The 21,444-nt window shown below is 49.9% G+C and carries 19 protein-coding genes; 14 read left to right on the top strand and 5 right to left on the bottom strand.

The features are described 5' to 3' along the window. The first annotated feature begins 2 nt into the window (after positions 1-2). Together IPF95_18255 and IPF95_18250 are read left to right on the top strand one after the other, a co-directional pair. Positions 3-3,968: an amino acid adenylation domain-containing protein gene (locus IPF95_18255; protein ID MBK6476625.1), complete on the top strand. Its 3,966-nt coding sequence runs from the start codon at positions 3-5 to the stop codon at positions 3,966-3,968. Positions 3,969-4,046: 78 nt separating this feature from the next. Next, a complete protein-coding gene (locus IPF95_18250; protein ID MBK6476624.1) occupies positions 4,047-4,835 on the top strand; it encodes a 4'-phosphopantetheinyl transferase superfamily protein in 789 nt (262 codons plus the stop codon). On the opposite strand, the gene IPF95_18245 is transcribed toward IPF95_18250, so the two are convergent. Beyond that, complete coding sequence (locus IPF95_18245; GenBank protein ID MBK6476623.1) at positions 4,799-6,187, bottom strand: AAA family ATPase; 1,389 nt, start codon at positions 6,185-6,187, stop codon at positions 4,799-4,801. The genes IPF95_18250 and IPF95_18245 overlap by 37 nt on opposite strands. Positions 6,188-6,369: 182 nt before the next feature. Between IPF95_18245 and IPF95_18240 the strand changes: the two genes are divergently transcribed. The 5 genes from IPF95_18240 to IPF95_18220 all read left to right on the top strand — a co-directional run bounded on the left by IPF95_18240 (position 6,370) and on the right by IPF95_18220 (position 10,159). Further along, complete coding sequence (locus IPF95_18240) at positions 6,370-6,681, top strand: hypothetical protein (protein ID MBK6476622.1); 312 nt, start codon at positions 6,370-6,372, stop codon at positions 6,679-6,681. Then, on the top strand, positions 6,678-7,493 hold the full coding sequence (locus tag IPF95_18235) for a DUF3822 family protein (protein ID MBK6476621.1): 816 nt from the start codon (positions 6,678-6,680) through the stop codon (positions 7,491-7,493). The genes IPF95_18240 and IPF95_18235 overlap by 4 nt, the downstream gene beginning before the upstream one ends. After that, entirely contained in the window at positions 7,481-8,044 is a 564-nt protein-coding gene (gene rsmD / locus IPF95_18230) for a 16S rRNA (guanine(966)-N(2))-methyltransferase RsmD (GenBank protein ID MBK6476620.1), read from the top strand. The genes IPF95_18235 and rsmD overlap by 13 nt, the downstream gene beginning before the upstream one ends. Positions 8,045-8,110: 66 nt before the next feature. Continuing rightward, positions 8,111-8,566, top strand: a complete 456-nt coding sequence (coaD, locus tag IPF95_18225) for a pantetheine-phosphate adenylyltransferase (protein ID MBK6476619.1) — start codon at positions 8,111-8,113, stop codon at positions 8,564-8,566. Between the two features lie 75 nt (positions 8,567-8,641). Next, positions 8,642-10,159 carry a TlpA family protein disulfide reductase gene (locus IPF95_18220; GenBank protein MBK6476618.1) on the top strand — a complete coding sequence of 506 codons (1,518 nt, stop codon included), beginning with the start codon at positions 8,642-8,644 and terminating at the stop codon, positions 10,157-10,159. A 12-nt stretch (positions 10,160-10,171) separates the two neighbouring features. Here IPF95_18220 and IPF95_18215 read toward each other — a convergent pair whose 3' ends face one another. After that, positions 10,172-10,795 (bottom strand): NUDIX domain-containing protein, encoded by a 624-nt coding sequence (locus IPF95_18215; protein MBK6476617.1) that lies wholly within the window; start codon positions 10,793-10,795, stop codon positions 10,172-10,174. Between IPF95_18215 and IPF95_18210 the strand changes: the two genes are divergently transcribed. The 3 genes from IPF95_18210 to IPF95_18200 all read left to right on the top strand — a co-directional run bounded on the left by IPF95_18210 (position 10,794) and on the right by IPF95_18200 (position 13,976). Next, positions 10,794-11,447, top strand: coding sequence for an orotate phosphoribosyltransferase (locus tag IPF95_18210; GenBank protein MBK6476616.1), 654 nt, complete (start codon positions 10,794-10,796; stop codon positions 11,445-11,447). The two genes, IPF95_18215 and IPF95_18210, sit on opposite strands and share 2 nt — an antisense overlap. 79 nt (positions 11,448-11,526) lie before the next feature. Beyond that, positions 11,527-11,934, top strand: a complete 408-nt coding sequence (locus IPF95_18205) for an SRPBCC family protein (protein MBK6476615.1) — start codon at positions 11,527-11,529, stop codon at positions 11,932-11,934. A gap of 215 nt (positions 11,935-12,149) precedes the next feature. Further along, positions 12,150-13,976 carry an ATP-binding cassette domain-containing protein gene (locus IPF95_18200; GenBank protein ID MBK6476614.1) on the top strand — a complete coding sequence of 609 codons (1,827 nt, stop codon included), beginning with the start codon at positions 12,150-12,152 and terminating at the stop codon, positions 13,974-13,976. Positions 13,977-13,986: 10 nt separating this feature from the next. Here the strand turns inward: IPF95_18200 and rsmG are convergent, their stop codons facing one another. The 3 genes from rsmG to IPF95_18185 all read right to left on the bottom strand — a co-directional run bounded on the left by rsmG (position 13,987) and on the right by IPF95_18185 (position 16,406). Then, positions 13,987-14,601, bottom strand: a complete 615-nt coding sequence (gene rsmG, locus IPF95_18195; GenBank protein ID MBK6476613.1) for a 16S rRNA (guanine(527)-N(7))-methyltransferase RsmG — start codon at positions 14,599-14,601, stop codon at positions 13,987-13,989. A gap of 105 nt (positions 14,602-14,706) precedes the next feature. Next, positions 14,707-15,315, bottom strand: coding sequence for a sigma-70 family RNA polymerase sigma factor (locus IPF95_18190; GenBank protein ID MBK6476612.1), 609 nt, complete (start codon positions 15,313-15,315; stop codon positions 14,707-14,709). After that, on the bottom strand, positions 15,306-16,406 hold the full coding sequence (locus IPF95_18185) for a glycosyltransferase (protein MBK6476611.1): 1,101 nt from the start codon (positions 16,404-16,406) through the stop codon (positions 15,306-15,308). The genes IPF95_18190 and IPF95_18185 overlap by 10 nt, the downstream gene beginning before the upstream one ends. A 186-nt stretch (positions 16,407-16,592) precedes the next feature. Between IPF95_18185 and tgt the strand changes: the two genes are divergently transcribed. The 4 genes from tgt (at position 16,593) to IPF95_18165 (ending at position 21,433) form a co-directional block, all read left to right on the top strand. Further along, complete coding sequence (gene tgt / locus IPF95_18180; GenBank protein ID MBK6476610.1) at positions 16,593-17,723, top strand: tRNA guanosine(34) transglycosylase Tgt; 1,131 nt, start codon at positions 16,593-16,595, stop codon at positions 17,721-17,723. A 95-nt stretch (positions 17,724-17,818) separates the two neighbouring features. Continuing rightward, complete coding sequence (locus IPF95_18175) at positions 17,819-18,898, top strand: LptF/LptG family permease (protein MBK6476609.1); 1,080 nt, start codon at positions 17,819-17,821, stop codon at positions 18,896-18,898. A gap of 7 nt (positions 18,899-18,905) precedes the next feature. Next, positions 18,906-19,610 carry a DUF4918 family protein gene (locus tag IPF95_18170; protein ID MBK6476608.1) on the top strand — a complete coding sequence of 235 codons (705 nt, stop codon included), beginning with the start codon at positions 18,906-18,908 and terminating at the stop codon, positions 19,608-19,610. Positions 19,611-19,672: 62 nt separating this feature from the next. Next, positions 19,673-21,433 (top strand): long-chain fatty acid--CoA ligase, encoded by a 1,761-nt coding sequence (locus IPF95_18165; protein MBK6476607.1) that lies wholly within the window; start codon positions 19,673-19,675, stop codon positions 21,431-21,433. Positions 21,434-21,444 lie beyond the last annotated feature (11 nt).

Genomic DNA, 21,444 nt, shown 5'->3' with positions numbered 1-21,444 from the left:
GTATGGAGAAATTCGTAGCAGATACCAAACAGGTAATAGTGGATTTCGACCCGTTCAAAGGACCGGTGATCGAACGCATTTTACCAACCACCGAAGCCCAACGCGAGGTGTATGTTGCTTCCGTGATGGGAGTTGATGCCAATTGCGCGTACAATGAAAGTGTGTCATTGATCCTTACCGGCAAACTAGACCGGGCATCACTCGAACTTGCACTGATCGATCTGGTGCGCCGTCATGAAGCACTGCGTGCAGTGCTGAATACGAACGGAACACGTACGATCGTTTTTGATGAAGTTCAAGTAGCGATCGGATATTCAGACCTGCATGCACTGGGTCAAGAGGAACGGAATAAGGAACTTAAGGCCATAGCCCATAAGGATATGACCACACCGTTCGACCTGGTGAACGGTCCACTATTCCGGGTTTCCATCATGCGCATGCGTGCAGATGAATATGTACTGCGCCTGAGCGGACACCACATACTCATTGATGGGTGGAGCCTAGGTATAATGATGGCTGAGATCAGCGCGTTGTACAATGCACACAAGAAAGGTGGTGTGCTAAAACTTCCGCCAGCCGTGCCGTTGAGCGAGTACGTGTTAGCGACGATCGATTTTGCGAAAAGCACGGAACATGCTGCGGTAGAACAATATTGGATGGATCTTTATAAAGGACCGTTACCCCAATTGGATCTGCCCGTTGATCGCATTCGACCGAAACAAAAAACATACAAGGGAGATCGTATCGATCTTGAGATGGCTCCCGATCTGGTGCGCGGATTGAAAGAGGTAGCTACACGAAATGGCGCAAGCTTCGTTACCACCCTACTGACATCGTTCGAGATCCTGCTGTACAAACTCACAGGTGACAGCGATATCGTTGTGGGCCTACCCGCTGCCGGCCAGAGCGACCTTGATATGAAACACCTGGTCGGCCACTGTGTGAATCTACTTGCATTGCATAGCAGGATCGACGAGGAAAGACCATTCGCTGAACACCTGAAAGCGAGACGGACAGGCGTGTTGGATGCGTTCGACAATCAGAAATACACCTTCGGAACGCTGCTGCGCAAGCTCCGTGTTCCTCGTCAACCGGGCCGTATTCCGCTAGCACCGGTGGTGTTCAACATTGATATGAATATGGATGACGGTGTGGCTTTTGACGGCCTCGTCCATCGTTTTGAAAGTAACCCGCGCGCCTTCGAGAATTTCGAATTATTCTTGAACGCAACGGGGAAGGATGATCATTTGGTATTGGAATGGAGCTACAACACCGATCTATTCGATGCAGCAACTATCCGTGGTTGGATGGACCAGTTCAGCGAACTGGTGAGACAGATCAACCGTAGTGCTGCTTCGCCTATTTCGGAATTGATCAACGACTTGGCGAATGAGCATAAAGGTGAAGCGCCAAAAGCGGAATGGAAGGGCATTGAGACGGAGATCCCTCTGAATAAGAACATTGGACAATTGTTCGATGAAGTTGTTGCGAAATACGGTGACCGCACCGCTGTGGTCCTCAACCAGAATACTACGACATATGCTGCACTTCAGATCCGCGTTAATACACTAGCAGGAACACTTATCGCAGCTGGTGTTAAAGCCGGTGATCCGGTTGGACTTTGTACGGAGCGTTGCACCGATATGGTGGCTTCCATGATCGCGATCATGCGCTGTGGGGCGTCCTTCGTACCCTTCGACCCCAGCTACCCTGCTGAGCGATTGGCGTTCATGTTCAAGGACACTTCAGTAAATGTGCTATTGACACAACGGCCATTGAAAGATGCTTTGCCAGCACATAGTGCCAGAACGATATTTCTGGAAGACATCGTTCATTCGAATACAGCAGCTACGACATCGATCGGCGAAGTGGATTCCGCCGCTTACATTATGTATACAAGCGGTTCAACCGGACAACCGAAAGGAGTTATCGTACCGCAGCGTGCGATCATCCGATTGGTACATAACCAGAATTATTTAAGCTTCGGTCCGGACATTTCTTTTCTGCAACTTTCGAATATATCCTTCGATGCTTCCACATTAGAGCTTTGGGGTGCTTTGTTGAATGGAGGAAAATTGGTCCTTCAACCGCAACAAAAGCCGACTTTGCTCGAGATCGTTGAAACGATTAAGCAACACAACGTTACTTCCGTGTGGTTCACCGCAGGCCTATTCAACCTGATGGTGGATGAGCATGTCGAAAAACTGAAAGGGTTGAAACATATCCTTACCGGAGGTGACGTACTGAGCGTTCCGCATGTTGCGCGTGCTTTGCGTGTTGTTGGCCCTGGTGTCTTGATCAACGGATACGGACCAACCGAGAATACGACATTCACTTGTTGCTATGTGATCAATGACGAAATTGCCATACGGGGTGGAGTCCCGATCGGCAAAGCATTGAATAACACCACGGTCCATATCCTGAATGGTGACATGAAACCAGTTGGTATTGGCGAAAAAGGCGAATTGTATGCCGGGGGTGACGGCGTAGCACTCGGCTATTGGAAAAGACCGGATCTTACGGAGGAGCGGTTCGTTGATGATCCGTTCGGCAAAAAGCCCGGCGCAAAAATGTACAGGACCGGTGATCTCGTCCGGTGGTTAGCTGATGGCAATGTAGAGTTCATAGGTCGTACCGATGACCAAGTGAAAGTGCGTGGTTTCCGCGTGGAATTGGGAGAGATCGAAAATGCGATAGGCACACATGCAGATATAAAGGATAATGTTGTAATGGTACGAAGCGATATGCCCGGGGCAAAGCAGCTGGTCGCTTACCTCGTGCCAAAAGCCATTGACGATATTGAACAAGCCGTTGATGCACAAGAGGAGTTGATCGCTAGTGTGCGTGAACACCTGCGTGACAGCCTGCCAGGGCACATGATACCTACTGCATTCATGGTCCTACCAAGCTTTGCGTTGAACGCGAATGGCAAAGTGGACAAGCGTGCATTGCCCGTTCCCGAACTACGTTCACAGACAATGCATGCGCAATACGTTGCTCCCCGTGATCCACAAGAAACTGCGTTGGCCGTGATCTGGGGTAAATTACTTGGTGTTAAACGTATCGGCGTTCACGATAATTTTTTCGACGTTGGTGGTCACTCATTGATCGGGATCCAGTTGTTAGCTCAGGTGGAAGAACGTTTCGGGATCTCACTGGCGTTGAATTCACTGTTCCAAGCTCCGACGATCTCGTTGTTCTCGAAACTGCTGGGCAGCGCGGGGACCAATGTGAAATGGACCAGTTTATCGGCAATTCAGCCGGAAGGTGATCGTATTCCTTTCTTCTGTGTGAACGGCGATGAAGCAAATCACTTCATACCTCGATACCTCGGAAACGACCAACCATTCTATGGTTTCGCTCACCAAGGTGAAGACGGATCACCGATGGAATTCACAACGGTAGAGGACATTGCAAAGCATTTCATTAACGAAATGAAGACCGTACGTCCGATCGGCCCCTACTTGCTGAGCGGTTATTCATTCGGTGGCATTGTTGCGTACGAAATGGCTTGTCAACTTGCTGCAGAGGGGCATGAAGTTCCGTTGCTGGCCATGTTCGATACGTTCGCGCCAGAAGACTATATCGCAGTTATGCGCCAAGAGGAAAAGGTCTACGAACCAATGAAACGTGTGATCATGCGACAATTGGTGAAACGTGAGCAGAACAAGGGACGCATCGTAACGCCGAAATTGCGCCACTTCCACATCATTGATACGTACGATAAAGCATTGCAGATCTACACCCCCAAATTGTATAACGGCCCTGTTACCGTGTTCAAGGCGAAAAAGAGTCCAGGTGTTCTGGATATGGGCTGGGCCAAATTGGTCAAGGGGCAACTGCATGTGCACGAATTACCGGGCGACCACTATAGCCTCATAAAGGACCCTGAGGTGAAACAACTTGTGAAGGAGCTCGCTATCAGCATTGATCTTGCAGTAAGCAAGCATGCGGTGGAAGCGGTATAGTCTTATGTCCTTTTCGATCAATTCAACGATACAGCGAACAAGGTTCATGCACGCGCTATTTGTTCTTGCTTTGCATCCATGTCAAGGGTTGGTCGTTCGTTAGTGGTGCGTTGTGAGCCTGTGCAGGTACATGCCTTCGAGGACACAGTATCGCGCATCTTGGAACCCGACGCGGTGCATGCTTGGTTCGCTACCGTGGACCAATTGAGGAACAAGGCCGAACAATATTGGGAGTTATTGGACTCGGCCGAGCACGCGCGTGCAGACAGGTTCCGGTTCGAGAAGGATAAGGAGCGTTTCGTGTTAGGACATGGCTGGCTCAGAGAACTTCTTGGAGTTTATTTGGATCTCGACCCTGCCTTGGTTGTAATGGAACGTGGTGACTACGGAAAACCATTCCTCGCGAAGAGCCGATTACAATTCAATCTTAGCGACACAAAGGACGCTGTATTCGTCGCTTTTACGTTGGGTAATGAGATCGGTGCGGACGTTGAGACGATGACCCGCAAAGTGGATCATGCGTCCGTCAGTGAATATTACTTCACGCCGGAAGAGATCGTGGATATGTCGAAAGCACCCGATGCGAAACGCCGTTTTCTTGAGCTTTGGACACGCAAAGAAGCAGTTTTAAAGGCGAGTGGCGTAGGCATCATGGATGACCTTAGCGTATTGCGAGTGGACGCATTAGTGAATAACAACACCATCACACACGAAGTATTTGTTGAAATGGCTGCTTTGGAATACCACGTGCGTACATGGCATATCGGAACAGAGCATTTGATCAGCTTGGCTTCACCCATCAGTCTTGATACGGTCAAACTTTTTTCCGTTCAGTCCCCTTCAACCTCACCCCAGAATCGCGGGTGAAAATTGAGCAAGTACAGTTTCTGTGTAGCACGTGTTATTGCGGTGTATAACCACCGTACATATTCGGTATCGATCATTTCCTCGGTCACATACCCTTGGTCAACGAAGACCGTATTCCATTGGCCACCTTGCGCTTTGTGGGCCGTAACGGCATACGCATACTTCACTTGTAATGCATTGGCATAAGGATCCTGTTTCAGGAATTTGAAGCGACCACTTTTTGTCGTCTCGCCACACTCGGCCACTACTGCTTTGCTGAGTTCACGCATGCGGATACCCGGTAATGCCGGGCCTTCGGTTGAAAGCGTATCCAGGATCACTTTTACGTCCAACTCCCGTTCTTCCGTGCTGTTCCACCAACCGACAGTAATGTCCATGAAACGAAGACCATAGCGTTCCTCGGTCCCATGGATCTGTTTTACCAGTATTGGTTCTCCGTTCGCGATCAGTTCGTTCTTTCCATTCTTTCCGGCCCAGAAATAGTTGTTCTTCACCACCATTAAACGGTCGGCCGGACATAGTTCTTCTTCGTACCCGTAAATGCGTGCACGCACTTGTTGTCCGTATTGGTAAGCACGTTTATTGGACCGGCAGATCACACATACTTCATCGGCGCCGTCGCGATCATAAGCCGTTTCCAAAGCATCCTCTAGATCATACCCGTCGATCCTCGAAACGTCTTCCGATCCGGTGATGAATTGCGGCATTGGGTCCTCATCAGCAAGAATTCCACGCAATGCTGTGGCATTTTCGAGTATGCCGCTATCCTCGGATTGACGCACTACATCGGTAAGTTCAACGGATCCAGCCAAAAGGCCCATTTCCCGCAGGTGCTTGATGTCAAGTGCAGGGCTATGATCACTACCAACTGGCGGCAACTGCGCAGGATCACCGATCAACAACAGCTTGCATTTATGACCGCTGAACACATGCTCGAACAAATCGCTCAGCAGGTCCCGGTCACCGAAAAGTCCTTCGCCCCCACCTTGGCCGATCATGGAAGCTTCATCCACCACGAACAATGCCGTACTATCCTTATTCGCGGCAACCGTCATACCGCCATAGCCTCCGTCATCATCTCCTGCCACACGGTAGATCCGCCGATGAATAGTGCTCGCTGAAGCATGCGCATATCCACTCAACACTTTCGCTGCACGACCCGTCGGAGCCAACAATACGACCGGTCGTTTCTCGTTGGCCAGAACTTTCACCAAAGCACCGACCAACGTGGTCTTTCCCGTACCTGCATAGCCTTTCAGCACCAGTGTTGCTTGATCACGTTCACTCAGGATCAAACGTTCCAACGCGTTAATAGCGCGTTCCTGTCCATCCGTGGGCGTATGGCCCAACATATCACGAAGACTTCTGGCTAGAGCGGACAGTTTGGATGTATTTGGTGAGGGAGTATGGTAGCGTGATCCACGCGATCCGATGTTGTTCCTTGCAAATGTAGCTTTGGATAGCATGGAGTGTGGCCTTGGTCGCGACGCCGCAATTCCTTGGCGCCTTTTACCTTTACTTTGGCGGTTGAAGAATGAAACGCTATGCACGATATGGATTGCCCTTACTGCTGACCATGGTAGGAGGTGCGCTGCTTATTGTGGGATTGATGCAAGGTCGTTCGGCATCGATGCTCGTCGGAGCTGCGTTGGCGTTAGCGGCTGGTCTCACTGCATTTGCTCTCCAGGCCGAAATAATTTCCAAACGGACCGGGGCTATCCTTGGGTTTCTGTTCTTATTCGCAGCCGGATTCCTTGCATTACGGAATTATCTATCCGATAAACGGACGGTGGCTCTGGATCAAGATCCAATTGGCACTTATACAGAGGTACCTATGCGATCATGACCGCGATCATTACACCCTTATTGACCCACTTCCGAAGTGGCACTTATGATCGCACACGCGAACGCGCTTTCCACTTGAGCGTGTTGCTGGGCGAGGGCGTTTGTGCTTGGGTAGTGCATGCTACAGGGAATGGTGAACTGGTGGCAATGGCATGGAGCGCTGGTGACTTGGCATTGAAAGACAATCACCTACCCGAGCATCCAGTTTCAGTGAGCTATGTCGCATTACCGGAATGGAGCACCCTGGTCCCGGATGCAGCGCTGGTGCCAGGTACCGAAGCACAGCACCTTTCACTTGTGCATGGCAATGCTCCTAAAGGTCAGATCCGCACAGAGCCTGTTCGTTTGCTCGGCGCTACGTGTATTTATTCGCGATCTGCGCAGGCCGAAAAGACATTGTTGGAACTCTTCGCGAATGCACGCCCTTTGCCGTTGCGTTCGATCCTGGTGCGCGGAGTGCTTTCGCGTTCTTCTTCCAAACCGTCGGTTCTGCTGCACAAAGGTGCCGATCGAACGGAGATCGCCATTGCCTATCAGAACCACTTGTTGCTCTGCAATTCCTTTCCTGTTCATACATCAGCAGATCTATTGTATTTCACACTGCTTGCAGTCGAGCGAACAGGTCACTCTCCAGCGGATATTGACCTGTTCTACGGCGGTACGCACTTGAATGCCAATGACCGGGAACTTCTCGCTAAGTATTTCAAACACCTGGATGGCGCTGTGTTGGATCCATTCCCTGATTCTAATGCTGAACAGGATCCTGCTGATCGATGGTTGGCTGCATTGGAACAATTCGCATGCGTGTCGTAGGAGGCAAATACCGCAACAGACGTATCGTACCTCCACAAGGGATCGATGCGCGTCCTACAACTGATTTTGCGAAAGAGGGCCTCTTCAATGTGTTACAACACAGTACGGCGTTGGAAGAGATCCGCGTTCTCGACCTCTTCGCCGGCACCGGAAGTATATCTCTTGAATTTCTTTCACGCGGAGCTGCCGAAGTGATCTCAGTAGAGCAGGAAAACAAACTATATGGCTATATAAAACGCACAGCCAAAGATCTGAATGAAACGAATTGGCGCGTTGTGCGCAGCGACGTTTTTACGTTCCTCAATTCGCATCGGGGGCTGTACGATATCGTTTTCGCTGACCCGCCATTCTATATGGAAGGGATCGAACGCATTCCGCAATTGATCTTGGAGAATGGACTTCTAGGAACCGAAGGCTTATTGATACTGGAGCACCACGACAAGATCAGTTTCAAGACTTTGCCGGGTTACCAGAAAACGCGGGAGTATGGGATGATCCAGTTCAGCTTTTTTACGCCTGCGGAGATCGAGAGGGGCTCTGTTCAGAAGTAACATGGTCGCTACGTCGACACGCGGTGGATCTAAATCGTATTATTGCATGACTGATCGTCAATCCACATGAAAAGTCCGATCGCTGTTTTTCCAGGTACGTTCGATCCAATAACGGTCGGGCACGTATCCATTGTATTGCGTGCGCTACCGCTTTTTGAGAAGATCGTTATCGGAATGGGCATTAACAATACCAAAAAGACCATGTTCGAAGCCGAACAACGGATCAAGTGGATCAACGAGGTTTTTGCCGAATACCCGCAAGTGGAGGTCATCTCCTTTGAAGGTCTTACCGTGGATCTTTGTAAAAAAGTTGGTGCTACATTCATACTGCGCGGCATCCGGAATAGTACGGACCATGGTTACGAGCGCAGTATCGCCTTAATGAACCGTTCCATCGCCAATGTGGAGACGATCTTCATGCCCTCAGCACCTGAACACGCGCATATCAGCAGTACCATCGTACGGGAGCTTTACGCCAATAAGGCGGATATTTCTGCGTTGGTGCCTATGAAGGTTGGGTGATCCCTGCTCGTTGTTAGGAGCTGGTCAGGATCATTCCGGTTCGATCTTTGCTTTCCGCATTCCACCAACTTCACAATGAAAAAACTCCTTCTGTTCATAGCCTTGTTAGCTCACCTGTCCAGTACGGCTGGGTCATTCACAATTCGGGCTTCGGCGAAGGATATGAAGGAGGACGTGATCTCCGTCTACCGCTATGATGATCTCTTCACCATGCGGACCATTTTCATAACACGCGACCTTTTCGGATCCGACGGCATCGCGACCTTGAAAGGTGAGGTGAACGGTACTGCGAAAATTCAATTGAGGGTCGGTGATCGGTTTGCGGATCTATTGGTTCGTGATGGTTCCGACCTCCATGTAGAGCTTTCCCCACTTCCGGGCATACCCAGTATGAATGGCACTACTCAGATGGGAATTACGTTCCCGGAACTTAGCTCGCTGGACATCAACGCCTTGGTCAGTGACGTGAATGAGCGGATCGATGCATTCATCGCCGAGGATCTTGCGACCGACGAGATCGGCGGTATGCAAGCTGTAGACCTACAACGTAAGGTCGATGCTCCCGAACAGGACACCACTGCGCGCCCTCCTACCCTATTTGTAACCCCCTTGCTCTCAGAGAATAAAGTGGATTCATTCAGTACGAAACTTCGCCGATTCTACAAAGACGTGAATGACCCTTGGTTCAAGCGATACGTGGACAATGGCCTGGCGGGATTACAATTCGGTCCAAGAGTGAATGAACGGTCAATGTATGATCGGTTCATCAAAGACCACGACGTGCTTTACGATGACCCTGAGTACGTGCGGTTCATCCGAAACCTGTATGGCGAATCGCTTGCGCAGGTATCCCGCTACCAAAGCGCGGATCTGGATCAACACCTGAGCGCCTTGGTCGCGGACCCAAATGCATCGGCATCGATGGATAGCGTAGTCGCGCTCTTCCGCAGAAATGACTTCTTGAAGAATGAAGAACGCCTTGCACAGTTGGTAGCAATGGATCAATTCTACTTGAACAGGCACACCAAATTGGTGGATCATGCCGAAGTGGAAGCTTTCCTGAAAGCGATCGGACAGCATTCCAAATACGCGGAACACAAGATCATTGCCGGTAATATGCTTTGGGATATGCTCACCATGCGCAACGGCACGCAACTGCCTTCAATGCGATTGGAGAATACTGCAGGCAAACCAGTTGATCTCGACTCGCTTTTGACCGGCCCGGTTTGCATCGCATTTACTGCAAGTTGGTGTACGGCATGTGCTATAGAGATGGCCGGGCTTGAACAACTGAAGAACCAGTATCCCAGTGCAATGCAGATCTTCACCATTTCACTTGATGAGGATATCGCCGACATGAACACCTATCGCAGAGCCCATCCCGGACAGAATTTCACTTGGCTCCACGCAGAGGCCGAGCAGCAGCTTCGAGAGGACCTACGCATACGCACGCTGCCTTTGTTCCTATTGCTCAATGATTCAACGTTGGCCCGATCACCAGCACCATTACCGAGTGAAGGTCTGGGTGCAATCTTTCATCAAGTGCAAGTGGATGCGGACAAAAAGAACCGCGTGAAAGTGTGGGACAATTGAGAATATGTTGATTTATCTGGCCTTTTCCCACTCCTCAACAACAGCGCGCAAACTCGGATACGTTACTCCCTTCATTTGAGATACTTCCGCAGCATCCATCCAACGCACCTCTTCAATATCCTCGTCCGTTTGTGGCGTAAGTATTTCTTTGGAAGAACTGCGCATCAAGAACCAATCCGTGCGTTTCAAATACATTTTTCCCTTGCGCTCGTACGTGTGCCAGGTTGATGTCAATGGAGCAGTGATCTTCAGTTCCTTGAGCCCACATTCTTCTTGTACTTCACGGATCGCTGCAGCCTCAATTGCTTCGCCCGGCTCCACCTTCCCTTTAGGCAGGTCCCATTTACCGAGTCTTTTGATCACCAGCAATCTTCCGTCTTCATCAATAACAGCACCACCTGCGGCAACAACGAATTTGTACATCGACTTGAACTCTTCCCAAACTCGTTCAACATCCGGTGACCAAAGGTGGGCGGATACCACATCGCTATGATCCACAAGGGTTTTGATCGCAGTGATCAATTCTTCGGCAGCATAAATGCGCTCATTTAGAACCCCTGTAACGGGGGTCTCCATCGGACTTTCCGAGATGACCAACGGTTTGTTCTCTATATAAACAGTATACCTTCGTACCATGCCTTCGCAGCTCGATCCAGCGCTCAAAGTAGCGGAATTCCTTTTACAGATCAAAGCGGTCAAACTTAGCCTTAAAGAACCGTACACGTGGGCTTCTGGCTGGAGATCACCGATCTATTGCGATAATCGAAAGACGCTTTCCTACCCTGCGGTGCGCACATTCATCCGCCAACAATTCGTACACGTGATCAACAGTGAATTCGGTAGGCCGGATATGATCGCTGGTGTTGCTACAGGTGGTATCGCTCACGGTGCATTGGTTGCACACGACATGGGACTTCCTTTTCTCTATGTTAGGAGCGAAGCGAAAGGACATGGCATGCAAAATCAAGTAGAAGGTGATCTTACGGTCGGACGAAGTGTCGTACTTGTGGAAGACCTGGTTAGTACTGGCGGTAGTAGTCTGAGAGCTGTTGAGGCTCTGCGTTCAGAGGGATGCGAAGTAAAAGGCATGGTCTCGATATTCACCTACGGTTTTGATACCGCTCAAAAAGCTTTCGATGATGCCAAGGTGAAACTTTGTCCACTTACTAACCTCACGGTATTGATGGAACAAGCATTGAAAAGCGAATACATCACTGAAAAAGACCTTCCTAGTTTGAACGCTTGGATGGCCGACCCATCGATCTGGGGTAATACGGTACAAGCCTGAACCCGAGTTCATCATCCACAAAGAAAAATCGAGGCACAGTTATTTTCCGAAAGGAACACGTTGTTGCTGAACCCACTATATGACCCGAATTGAAAGCAAATCCGTTGAGATCAAAAAGCCCGCGCAAGACCTGTATACTTTTTTACAGGACATGAATAATTTCCATCAGCTTTTACCACAGGACCGGATCAGCGAATGGAAAAGTGATGGCAATTCTTGCTCGTTCAAAGTGCAAGGGGCCGCAACCATTGGCTTGCAACTGGACGGAGGTACACCACCCGACCATCTGCGCATGAAAGCCACTGAGCGCAGTCCGTTCCCTTTCACGCTGGACGTGTTCCTCAAGGAGAACAATGGTATTACAACAGCTCACCAGGAATTCAACGCGGACCTGAATCCCTTCATTAAAATGATGGTGGAGAAACCGCTGAAGAACTTGTTCGACCACATCTCGGATAAGATGTTGGCGATCCATGGCGGAATTTGATCAGATAATTTAGTGACTGCTTGGTCGAAGGTTGGAACGCAGATGACGCTGAAAGAAATGATTAACACTGATATGGAAGTGGGTAGATCGATGAACGTGCGCTATATCCTATCTCGTTTTCCTTGAGGCAGATGTTCTTACCACAGAGCGAAGTACCAGCTCACCATCCAACGCAGCGTTGCTTTTGGTTCCTTTCTTAAGATAGAATTAGACCTATGGCCGGAAGAAGGAAACGCACTGGCGATGACGATGCTCCATCAGCGAAGCTGAACAAAGCAACGCTGAAGAAAACGTTGCGGATCTACCGCTACCTTAAGCCACATGCCGGGGTGTTTGCAATTGGCCTTGTGTGCTTACTTATTACAAGTCTTTTGGCGCTCGCATTCCCTTTGCTACTGGGAAAATTGATCACTGCGGAACCGAACACATCGTTCTGGAATGCGCCATTGAACGACCTCACGAACATTGATTCCATTGCCAAACTTCTTCTTATCGTATTCGCTTTGCAAGCGTTCTTCGGCTACATCAGGATCTATACGTTCGGGTATGTCTCGGAACATGCCTTGGCCGATATCCGCGAGGACACTTACGCGCATTTGGTGCGTATGCCGATGCTGTTCTTCGCACAACGCCGCGTGGGTGAATTGAACAGCCGATTATCCGCGGATGTGGCACTATTGCAAGAAGGAATGACCACCGTTTTCGCGGAATTCCTCAGGCAGTTCATTACCATAGTTTTAGGAATAACGTTACTGACCTATGTTAGTGTTCAGCTCACAGTGACCATGCTGGCGACGCTGCCTATAGTCGCATTGATCGCCGTGTTATTCGGGAGGTATATCCGCGAATTAAGCAAGAATGTGCAGGACCGGATCGCCGATTCCAGTGTAGTGGTCGAAGAGACGCTGCAAGGAATACAGAACGTAAAGGCTTTTAGTAATGAAGGTTACGAAGTGGCTCGTTATGGCCGCAGCGTTCGTGCTGCAATGGACGTTGCCTTGAAGTCGGTCCGATGGCGTGGAGCGTTCATTTCCTTCATAATCTTCGCCATGTTCGGTGTAGTGGTCTTCATCGTTTGGCGAGCAGTTCACTTGCGCGCAGAAGGATTATTGGATGTTGGTGATATCGCCGCGTTCATTGGGCTTTCGATCATGATCGGAGCATCGATCGGCTCGTTCCCCGATCTGATCACCAACCTGTTAAAAGCTGTGGGTGCAACCGAACGTTTAATGGATCTGCAGGACGAAATTCCGGAAGCGATCAACCTCGGTCCGCGATCAGTGCCACTGCATTTGGACGGTTCCATCACCTTCAACAATGTTGCTTTTCACTACGCCACGCGCGCGGACGTTCCTGTATTGAAGAACGTAAATTTCTCTGCTCGACCAGGTGAACGTGTTGCTCTCGTTGGCCCCAGTGGTGCTGGAAAAAGCACCATCGCATCGCTCATTCTGCGCTTTTACCAACCCGTTGATGGTTCGATCACTATTGATGGAAAGGACATTGCGTCCTATGATCTTACGGCCTTTCGGGACCGCTTGAGCATTGTGCCACAGGAGGTCCTCTTGTTCGGTGGAACGATAAAAGAGAATATTGCATACGGCAAACCCGGTGCAACGGATGCAGAGATCGAGGCTGCAGCGCAACAAGCGAATGCTCACGAGTTCATTGAACGCTTTCCTGATGGATATAACACGATCGTTGGTGAACGTGGTGTGCAGCTAAGCGGTGGTCAGCGGCAGCGCATTGCCATTGCGCGTGCCGTGCTCAAAGACCCGGTGATCCTGATCCTTGACGAGGCAACCAGTTCACTCGATACTGCAAGTGAAAAACTCGTACAAGATGCCCTCGACGAACTGATGAAAGGCCGCACGAGCATTGTGATCGCGCATCGACTAAGTACTGTCCGTAATGCCGATCGCATTCTAGTTCTGGACCACGGATCCGTTGTGGAAAGTGGGACACATGATGAGTTGATCGCAGATGATAAAGGATTGTATCGTAGCTTGAGTAATACGGAACTAGGCGGAAACGACGTTTGAATACTGTTCCTCAGAACCGCACCTCAACAACCTTCTTCGTCGCAAAGAACTCTTCCTTGAACACCTTGTTCAGTTCATGCACCCTTACCGACTGACGAACAGGTAGGATCTCATCGGCAAGCTCACCGCCTTTCAGGTAGTACATGCGCCCTTGACCCTTCGACACGAGATGTTTGGTATCGCGGATGAACTCTGGTAACGTGGTTACAGCGCGGCTAACGATCACATCGTAGCGCATGTTATGGTCCGTGCTCCGAAGCTGTTCCGCTGTACAATTGGTTAGACCAAGACCTTCAACAACACCCTTTACCGCGTTGATCTTCTTGCCGGTACCATCGATGCCATGGAACGTGCTTTCGGGAAACATGATCGCCAATGGAACCAATGGAAATCCGCCCCCGGTACCTACATCAATTATGCGCATGCCTTTTTCGAACTGCACCACTTTGGCGATGCCCAACGAATGCAGGATATGCCGCTCATACAAATGTTCGAAATCCTTCCGGGAGATCAAGTTCACGCGTTCGTTCCAATCCGAATAGAGCGCTCCGAGTTGTGCAAATAGATCGCGCTGCTTCGCGCTAAGCTCCGGGAAATAGGTATGTATCAATTCGAGACCGATCATAGGAGAAAAGATAGCGTGCCAAAAGCGAAACCCAGCGCAGGTGAGCTGATCCGATCATCTAATTGTCTGATCGTACCATTAGCTGATCAACCGATCAGCTGATCATCAGATCGTATCCTTCTTTGGCTCCATCAAATTCAGCAGGAACTCACGCGCACGGAAGAGTTGTGCTTTTACAGTACCCAATGGCAGATCGAGCTCGTCGGCGATCTCTTCATAGCTGTACTCTTTGTAATAGCGTAGCTCAACGAGCGTGCGATAACGGGGCTTCAGCTTATCCACCACATCACGCATGATCTCACTCTTCTGTTCTCGAATTGCGATCTCGGAAGGATCCAGACCCGTGCCCTTGAGCTCAATGGTCATTTCATCCCCATCCTCAGTCCCGATCGGGTTATCGATGGAGAAGGTCTTCTTCTTTTGTTTGCGGATCCAATCGATACAGTTGTTCGATGCGATCTTGAACAACCATGTGCTGAATGCATAGTTCGGCGTGTACTGCTTCAACCGATGGAATGCTTTACCGAATGCCTCGATCGTAAGATCCTCCGCATCGTCCTTGTTGTTGATCATCTTCAACAACATGAAATAGATGGAGTCGCGGTATCGGCCCATCAATTCGGCATAGGCCTTCTGGTCGTGTTTATCAACGGCGCGGCGCACGAGAACATAATCGTACTGCGCTTTTTCACTAAGGTTCTCGTTCACTTCCATCGCTTAGGCTTAACCAATATGGTGCTGGTGTAGAGTAGTGGGTCCAAAAGTAGAAATAACCATTCCAACGGTAGCGCGAACCACGCCAAAAGACCAGCATGTAAGCGTTTCATTGCGGCAATGGTTATCGGTAGTAATATGAATAGCTCAACACCAAGTCCGATCGCAAATCCGACCCAGTTCCCACGGATGGCCAATACGATCAATGCCGCCCAGAAGGTCACTCGTGCAAAGGGCAATAAGGTCAACAAGAACTGATGTACGAATCGATAATGCGCTGCAGTAGTGTAATGTCTACGCTTCCTTCGGACCCATGTACCAAGGTCTGGCGTCGGTGATGTGGTCATGAAAGACCGTGGATCCGCCACTACCGAAGTGTTGTTCGCACGGGCCACCTCGTTAATGAAGAGGTCGTCATCGCCGCTCATCAACTCCCCATGCCGCCGTTGGCCTTTAGCACTGAAGAACAGATCGCTGGTATATCCCAAATTCCGACCAACTCCCATGTACGGGAATCCTGCCATCGCGAAGCTCATGTACTGCATGGTCTTCACGGTACTGTCGTAGCGTTCGAGAACGTTCGTTATTCCAGGCTGGAATGCATAAGGGCTATGCCCCACAACGATCTTCCGTCCGTTGGAGAACCCGCTTGCCATGGTGCTGATCCAATCCTTGCCATGTGGCTCGCAATCGGCGTCCGTAAGCAGCACGTTATCATATTTGGCTGTACGTACACCTACGCCTAACGCGATCTTCTTACCGTAGTTGAATTTTTCATCGGCCTGTATATTCACTGGTCGAAGACGTGGATGCAGTGGTTGCATGTTCTGCAGCATCTCCCAAGTATCATCATCGGAACGGTCGTTCACCACCACCAGTTCAAACTCCTTATGGTCCTGTGCCAATAGTACGGGGATCAAATAGGCCAATCGCTCACTTTCATTGCGGGCACATATCACAACACTGACCGGAATGTTCACCTCTGGTTCAACGGCGACTTGTTTGAACGCCAAGCGCGCGAACATGGCACCATGAAAGAAAAGGAGCACAACGAGCGCACTGAGCATTACAATGAAATCCACTGACCACATTTACGGTGAAATGCAACGGTACCCTTTGGCCCATGCTGAGGGCGAATCTACCCGGAAGCACCGTCGGAACGGTGTAACTATTCGCTCAGTTATGAACAGAACCAACGTGGATGGCTTCACTCACGCTACCCGCCTACCTTTGCCCACTTCTTACCGCAGTGCGTTCCTGCGGTCCAAGTCCCTGTTATGGAATTCAAACTTTTGGCTAAAGACCCCGGTTCCAAAGCACGTTCAGGCGAGCTGCATTCCGATCACGGCATTATTCCCACACCGATCTTCATGCCGGTAGGTACGCTCGGTGCGGTCAAGGCCGTGCATCCGCGTGAGCTGGATCAGGACCTGCACGCGTCGATAATGCTCAGTAACACCTATCATTTATACTTACGCCCTGGCGTGGAGGTGATAGAGAATGCAGGCGGATTACACGCGTTCAATGGCTGGAAAGGCCCGATACTGACTGATAGCGGCGGTTTCCAAGTTCATTCATTGAGCGATATCCGAAAGATCACCGAAGAAGGCGTTCGATTCAGTAGCCACATTGATGGCAGCAAACACCTTTTTACACCGGAAAGCGTTATGGATACGCAGCGAAGTATCGGTGCGGATATCATGATGGCGTTCGACGAGTGTACGCCTTGGCCTTGTGATCTGGCATACGCCGAGAAGAGCATGCACATGACCCACCGTTGGCTGGATCGATGCATTTCCCGATTCAACGCAACAGAACCGAAATATGGTCATACGCAAGCGCTGTTCCCTATAGTCCAAGGCAGCACGTATCCGGAACTACGCAAACGCTCCTCCGAATATGTGGCAACGAAAGGAATGTTCGGCAATGCGATCGGCGGCTTAAGTGTTGGCGAACCCGAAGAAGAAATGTACGCTATGGCTGAACTGTGTTGTAATATACTCCCTACCGATAGGCCGCGTTATTTGATGGGCGTGGGTACGCCGTGGAATCTACTTGAGAATATGGCCGTGGGCGTGGATATGTTCGATTGTGTAATGCCTACACGAAATGGAAGGAACGGTATGCTGTTCACCATGGATGGCGTGGTGAACATCAAGAACAAACAATGGGCGGATGACCATTCCAAGTTGGATCCCAACGGCCATAGTTGGGTGGATACGTTCTACAGCAGAGCATTCGTGCGCCATCTTTTCCAGAGCGGGGAAATGCTTGGCCAGCAGATCGCTAGCTTGCATAACATCGGTTTCTATTTAGGGCTTATGGCCGAAGCACGCGTACAGATCAAAGCAGGAACATTCAGCAGCTGGAAGAACGGTTTATTGCCCAAGTTGAAAACACGTTTGTAAAATGAAACTGACTGTCCAATGTCCTAAGTCTTCTACACAATGCCTTCAACAGAGGCGTCGTGCATGAGACATAGGACAACCAGCATATGACCTGAATGCTAAAGACCCTGGACCGATATATCATCCGCCAATTCCTCGGGACGTTCTTTTTTATCCTGATGTTGATCATGGCCATTGCTGTGGTCTTCGACATCAGCGAGAAAACAGAGGATTTCGCCGAAATGAATGCATCGTCGCGTGAGATAATCGTCGATTACTATTTCAATTTCATCATCTACTACAGCAACCTGTTCAGTGGTCTGTTCATTTTCATCAGTGTGCTCCTTTTCACAAGCCGTCTTGCGCACCGTACCGAAGTGATCGCGATGCTAAGCAGTGGTGTTAGTTTTCCACGGGTGATGAAGCCCTATTTCGTTGCAGCAACATTCCTTACGGCTCTATCACTCATTGTTAATCACATGGTTCTTCCTGGGGCCAATAAGGTCCGATTGGCCTTCGAAGAAGAACATATCCGAGTTACATTCTTCGTCGATGCAAAGAATATCCATCGTGAGATCACACCAGGTACCATTGCATACATGGAGTCGTACAATGTTGGTCAGAAAACAGGGTATCGCTTCAGTCTTTCCAATTGGGAGAACGCGGAACTTACACGCAAACTCACTGCGGATCGAGCCACATACGATAGCGTGCAAGGCGTGTGGCATGTGTACGACTACGTGCTTCGCGATATGACGACCCACCCTGAAGTGCTGATCCGGGGAACTGAATTGGATACCATGATCAGCCTGAAACCATCTGACCTCGGACAACGCTGGGAGACCGCGATGGCAATGGGCTGGAGTGAATTGAATAACTATATCGACGCAAAAAAAGCGCAAGGAGATGGTTCAACAGTGAGCTATCAGATCGAAAAGCATCAGCGAACGGCCTACCCTTTCGCGACCTACGTATTCACCTTGATCGGGGTGAGCATTGCAAGTCGTAAAGTGCGCGGCGGCACGGGCTTGCACTTGGCACTTGGGGTAGGTCTGATCTTGATCTACGTTTTCTCCATGCGCTTAATGGCCGTAGCAGCTACCAACGCAGGCATGGACCCCTTGATCGCTGTTTGGACGCCAAATATTTTCTTCGCAATCATCGGCGTTTGGATCTATCGGGGTGCACCGAAATGAACCAAGCATGACCACCCTCGCAGATTGTCTATTGGAACACGTACTTTCATTCACATTGGATGAAACAACATTGCCGGATACCGTAGGTGTCCTCGATCCATTCAATGGACCCCAACGCGATGAAGTTCTAAGGATCGTAAAGCTTTTCCACAGAAAATACTACAGTGATAATAGCAAGCGCTTATTGATGCTCGGAATAAACCCCGGCAGATTGGGCGCAGGTAGCACGGGACTCTCCTTCACCGATACGAAACGATGCGAAGCAGACCTGGGAATTCCGGTGAATGGTATGCGCACACACGAACCAAGCAGCGATTTCTTTTACCGAATGATCCGCGCTTATGGAGGACCTGGATCGTTCTACGACAAGACCTACGTCCATGCAATTTGCCCACTCGGATTCGTAAAAGATGGCCCGCTGGGTAGACCGATCAACCTGAATTATTACGATGACAAGGACTTACAAAGGGCATTGACACCATTCATCACCAACTGGTTAAGGACCCTGGTTGCATGCGGCATGCGCACCGATGTTGTTTTCTGCATCGGTACCGGAAAGAACGCAGCGTATTTCAAGGAACTGAACGATGAACTCGATCTGTTCGATCGAATCATCCCCTTGGAACATCCACGCTATGTAATGCAGTACAAGGCGAAACAGCTGGGTCAATATATCGCCAAGTATATGGACGCGTTGCACGATGTGGGATAGGCGGTAGCGCTCAAGTGACTAAACAGGGCGTTGGTCATCCATTCCTTGTTTATCTTGGCCCTATGCAAGTACAGCGCCTTTTCGAGATCGTTGAATATCAGCTCGCGAACTTTCCCCAGAAAGCATGTGTTGAGAGTTATGAAGATGGAAAGCTTCGGGCTTACAGCACCAAAGAATTCATTGAAACGGCAGAGTCGTTGGCATTGGGTCTTATGACCATCGGGATAGTTCCTGGTGATAAGGTTGCCATGGTCAGTGGAAATCGTGCTGAGTGGGCGATCGTGGATCAAGCGTTATTAAGGATCGGAGCCATTAACATTCCGATCTACCCTACCAGTAGCGCAGATGATTACGCATACGTGCTTAACCATTCCGAGTCGAAGGTCTTCTTCGTTAGCAACCCCGAGCTTCTGGCCAAAGCAACTGAAGCCAAAAAGAATTGCCCCGGGCTTGAACACATTTTTAGTTTTGAAAAGATCCAGGGAACTCCCAATTGGAAAGAGTTACTTGGGAAGGGAGAAGATGGCCGAGCAAAGCTCGATACCTACAAGGCACAAGTGAAACGCGCAGACCTGGCCACCATTATATACACGAGCGGCACTACAGGTAGACCGAAGGGCGTTATGTTGAGCCACGACAATATCCTGAGCAACGTGGAAGCCAGTACACCACGCTTACCGATCTCGGCCGGTTCACGTGCGATCAGCTTCTTGCCACTATGCCACATCTACGAACGTATGCTGATGTATCTCTATCAGCGTGCAGGGACCCAGGTCCGTTTTCAAGAAACTCTTGAAGATCTTGGTGCACGCATCCGCGAAGCAGAACCTGATGTGTTCACCGCTGTGCCACGGCTTCTGGAAAAGATATACGATTCGATCCTCGCGAAAGGTGAAGCCCTCACTGGCATTAAACGAAAACTGTTCTTCTGGAGCTTGGAATTGGGGGAAGCCTATGATGTTCACGGCAGAAGTGCGTGGTACGACTTTCAGCTTTCGATCGCACGTAAGCTCGTATTCAGCAAATGGAAAGCCGGCCTCGGCGGGAAGGTCAAGGTCATAGCCAGTGGCAGCGCAGCATTACAACCTCGGCTGGCACGCATATTCAACGCCGCCGGTATTCCACTTATGGAAGGATATGGACTCACGGAAACATCGCCGGTTGTCAGTGTGAACGATGCACAGAACGATGGCTTAAGGTTCGGGAGCGTTGGCAAACCACTGGATAATGTCCAAGTGAGAATTGCCAGCGATGGTGAGATCCTGATCAAAGGACCCAATGTTATGATGGGCTATTACAAAGAACCGGAAATGACCGCCGAAGTGCTTTCCCCGGACGGTTGGTTCAGTACTGGCGATATTGGAGAATTGAGCGAAGACGGTTTTCTACGGATCACAGATCGGAAAAAGGAAATGTTCAAAACGAGCGGTGGTAAATACGTGGCTCCGCAGTTGATCGAGAATAAATTGAAGGAATCTCGCTTCATCGAACAAGTGATGGTGATCGGGGAGAACCGCAAGTTCCCATCAGCCTTGATCGTGCCGAGTTTTGCGTTCTTGAAGGACTATTGCAAATTGAAAGGCATACCATTCACCAGCAATGAGCAAATAGTGAATGAAAAGCGCATCATTGATCGGATAGATCAAGAGGTGGACAAGGTGAATGCTTCTCTCGGTCACTGGGAACAGGTGAAACGCGTTGCGCTTCTCGCTACCGAATGGGGGATCGATTCCGGAGAAATGACACCCAAGCTGAGCCTACGCAGGAAACCGATCCTTGCTAAATATTCCAAGGAGGTCAAAGCCATTTATGGCGAAGCATAAGGGCCCTTCGG

The organism is Flavobacteriales bacterium (assembly GCA_016704485.1).
GTDB lineage: Bacteria > Bacteroidota > Bacteroidia > Flavobacteriales_F > PHOS-HE28 > PHOS-HE28.
The sequence above is the reverse complement of the archived record's forward strand: the minus strand, read 5'-3'. Positions and strand labels throughout refer to the sequence as shown.